This is a genomic window from Tenacibaculum finnmarkense (assembly GCF_900239185.1).
In the GTDB taxonomy this organism is placed as follows: Bacteria; Bacteroidota; Bacteroidia; order Flavobacteriales; family Flavobacteriaceae; genus Polaribacter; species Polaribacter finnmarkensis.
In genome coordinates this window covers 1-3,447 of record NZ_OENA01000081.1, presented here as the reverse complement: position 1 = coordinate 3,447, position 3,447 = coordinate 1, and the positions used below count along the sequence as shown (strand labels likewise).

Here is a 3,447-nt window from a genome sequence, read left to right as displayed (position 1 = left end):
TAGTTCTTTTTTCGGCAGGGTAGTTTTATCTTTGTGTCCATAGTTTAACTAAAAGTGTTTAAATTTTAGTCAACCTATTTCAGGATTTTACATTTGAGTAATTGTTGGTAACGTTTTTATATATGGTTTGTTGCGTATTTCGCGCAACTAATTTAGTAAATAAAAACCGAATAGAAAATCCGCGAGGATTTTCGTAAGCAGGCTCGTACCAAGCAATTAATTTTATATGTTGTTGTGCAACGTTTTTATTCACAGGTTGATTTCAATCTCATTTTTCCGTTTTCTTCAACCATTTCAAATCCATTATCAAGCATTGGTTGAAAGTTTTTTCGTCCAGTAAATTGCCAAAGTGCATATCCATATTGGCATTGATTGATTATTCCATTCTGATATTCTTTTAACATTAATTCCTTTAATTCATTCCAATACTTTCTCGGCGAATGGATAAATATTATTAATGGGTTAAATTCTGAGTCAATAAATTCTTTCGTATAATATTTTTTAATTCGCTCAACACTTGGGAAACCATATTTCTTTGTAATTTCGATCATTCTTTCGGTGTGTTCAGCGTCCATTGGATTGATGTATTTTTTCCAAATTAGTTTTCCAATACTGTCCGATTCAAATGTTCGGTTTTTCATTTCCTCAACTCTTAAATTGTCGGGAAGTTTTTCAATTCTCTCCGTTTCTGATTTGTCAAAGGTTTTAAAAATTGTGTATTCACGCATAGTTTGGTCGTATCCATACATAAATTCCATTTCCTCAACTAAAACTTTAATATCCTTTTTCAAAAGTGAGTCTTTAGTAGTTTGGGAATAAATCGTATTACCTAATAATATGCTAAAAATCAATAGTTTTAATTTCATTCTCGATGTTTTTTCAAATGTTGCACAACGATTTATATATGGTTTGTTGCGTATTTCAAGCACTAAATTAAGTAAATAAAAACGGAATAGAAAATCCCCTAAGGATTTTCGTAAGTAGGTTCGCACTAGCAATAAATTATATATTTTGTGTGTGCCCAGCATGGGCATCTTTTGACTACCGAAAGGTAGTTTATTAATCTAGAGGGTGCAAGTCCCTTATGCGCAGGAGTAACGTTCTGAAGCATTAGTAAGTCGCAAGGGTGAAAATCGTGAGGTTTTATCTGAAGGAAGCGAGACTACAAAACTCGGTACTGACGAACAGAAATCGTATACAGAGGCATAATTACTCGGGTAAGCAAGCACATCATTGTAACGCCCCAAAGAACATCAAAAAGGGTAATTATGTAGATACGGCAGCGATTGAGTGAAAGAAGATGCCATTACCTGGGGAGGTCTCCAAAATCACGAGTTGGTTATGGAGAAGTCAGCAGAGGTCATAGTACCTACAGGAAACGAGTTGAGGAAAGACCTCAGACAGTCTCACAAGTAGGGAAGGACTGAACGTAATTCTCTTCAAAATTCGCATAGGAGCACTCGATGTAGCCTATGCTTAAATTAGAAGATAGCGCCAAGGGTGAAAAGAGCTTTGGTTTGATGATTTACGAACCGCCGTATACGAGACCCGTACGTACGGTGGTGTGAGAGGCGCACTCCGACTATTTTAGTCGGAGCCGTCTACTCGATTCTAAACCGTTTATCACCTAACATTTTTTTACTTGTTAGAGTTAAGTATTGCAACTCTTTAAGGTAAATAAATTTATTAGAACCTGTTTTTTAGTATTTTAAATTACTGAAAGAGCTAATTTTTACATGTTAAAATTTTGACTTTAAATTTAACGGAAGTATAGTACTAAATTTAATAAATACCTATTTAGTTATTTTAATAACTCCTTTGTAAGCTTACATTTAATTAGAAATCAAAAGGTCAATTAACTTATCATTTTTATATATTTTATCATTTATTTTTATATTAAACCTATCACAAAGAAGTGTAAATTCCTTTTTGCCTTCCTTATTATAGAAATCGCATACCAATTGAACGTCTGTTTCTGAAAAATCATCTTTTATTGGTGTGAGTTTTAATAATTCTTTTTTTATGCTTTTTAGTTTGTTTTTTTTGTCAATATAAAAACCATCCAAAGCCCTCATATCTGTAGCAGTAGAACTTCCGTGTGAAGTTATAAGAAAAGGAATGTAATAAACCTTTATATTCTTAATTTTCACATCAGATTTAATGGGGCTTTTATTACAGCTAGTTAGGCATGTTATTAGTAGAAGTAGTATTATTTTATATTTCATATTATTTAGATTTTTCTACTATTGATATAGGTGATATTGTATCGTAAAAACTTCCTGTATGACTATTTCTTATAACTTTTCTTCCTAATTGTTTAGCAGCTGGTTGTTCAACATCTAAAATTACATCTTTCTCTTCTTGGTCAGTAAAACCTTTAATTAGATGTTTTTTATCTTTAAGATGTTCTTCAGGGTCTTCAATATAACTCTGTGCGTGGGCTAATTCATGAAGTAAAATTTCTGCGGGAGAACTGTTACCTGTAGAAGAAAATAAACCTGGGTTTACAGTAAATTTATTTGCTCTGTATGGACTAAAAACAACTATTTTAGATAAGGGATTAAAATAAGTATCACGATTATGTATTTCAAAAAGAAAATTATTCTTTTTATTATTCTCTTTTATTCTAATTATCATTTTTTTATTTTCCGTTACTTTTTTGATTACATCCGTAGTGTCAGCTTCATTTTTTATTATATGGTCTAGAGCCATATGAACGTCTTTTACAAATTGGTTTGTACCACTATAATTAGCACCATAGACATATCTATGGTCTATTTCTGATTTACCTTCCATAAAACTAATAAATAGACCTGGTTTTAATTCTGATTCCTTTACAAAGATTCTTCCGCAAGAAATATTTTGTTTTCCTTTTTCGTCAAAATAACCTTCACCATCGTCATCAGCATAAAAATCAATATAAGCATCATTTTCAATCCCATCTAAAGATAACCTTAAAGCAAAATATTGTTCATACTCAATTTGTATCTTCTCTTTTGTTTTAAGAGTTATCCCTTTAGGTATAAATCTAATATAACCATCATCATCGTCAGATTCATCACTAGCTGACTCTACTTTAAATTTTACTATAATTTCTTTAGTCTCTGGGTAGAACGAAATAATACAATTCGAAACATCACTAACTAAATCTTCAGTGCTAGCTTTTTTTTCTATAATTTCAAAATTTTCATACACCCAAGTTTCATCTCTATTTGATGTGTTCGTTTGAAGTAGGTCGATTTTTACAATTGGCATAAAATCATACGAAATTATATCCAAACTTGCACTTTTGGATTCTGCTCCAGGAAAACTTGCTGTAGCTATTAATGTTATTTTTTTCATTGTATTTCGTTTGTATTGTCCTGAAATAGGTTGACCTTTTTTTTGAATTTATAAGGTTAATAATTCCAGATTTTTTTTATTTCTTCGATACGATTTATATTCGAT

Annotated in this window: 3 protein-coding genes; all 3 read right to left on the bottom strand. The window is 31.2% G+C overall.

The genetic code is table 11. The features are described from left to right. Window positions 1-245 precede the first annotated feature (245 nt). The 3 genes from AQ1689_RS09840 to AQ1689_RS09830 all read right to left on the bottom strand — a co-directional run bounded on the left by AQ1689_RS09840 (window position 246) and on the right by AQ1689_RS09830 (window position 3,342). The gene (locus tag AQ1689_RS09840) at window positions 246-866 is read right to left on the bottom strand and encodes a hypothetical protein (RefSeq protein WP_101915779.1); all 621 of its coding nucleotides are present in this window, start codon (window positions 864-866) and stop codon (window positions 246-248) included. 966 nt (window positions 867-1,832) lie between these two features. Further along, a complete protein-coding gene (locus AQ1689_RS09835; RefSeq protein WP_101955976.1) occupies window positions 1,833-2,225 on the bottom strand; it encodes a hypothetical protein in 393 nt (130 codons plus the stop codon). A gap of 1 nt (window position 2,226) precedes the next feature. Beyond that, window positions 2,227-3,342: a M91 family zinc metallopeptidase gene (locus tag AQ1689_RS09830; RefSeq protein ID WP_101955975.1), complete on the bottom strand. Its 1,116-nt coding sequence runs from the start codon at window positions 3,340-3,342 to the stop codon at window positions 2,227-2,229. Window positions 3,343-3,447 lie beyond the last annotated feature (105 nt).

Coding starts and splice junctions, on each gene's coding strand:
- AQ1689_RS09840 (WP_101915779.1), bottom strand. CDS start 866: ATGAAATTAAAACTATTGATTTTTAGCATATTATTAGGTAATACGATT.
- AQ1689_RS09835 (WP_101955976.1), bottom strand. CDS start 2,225: ATGAAATATAAAATAATACTACTTCTACTAATAACATGCCTAACTAGC.
- AQ1689_RS09830 (WP_101955975.1), bottom strand. CDS start 3,342: ATGAAAAAAATAACATTAATAGCTACAGCAAGTTTTCCTGGAGCAGAA.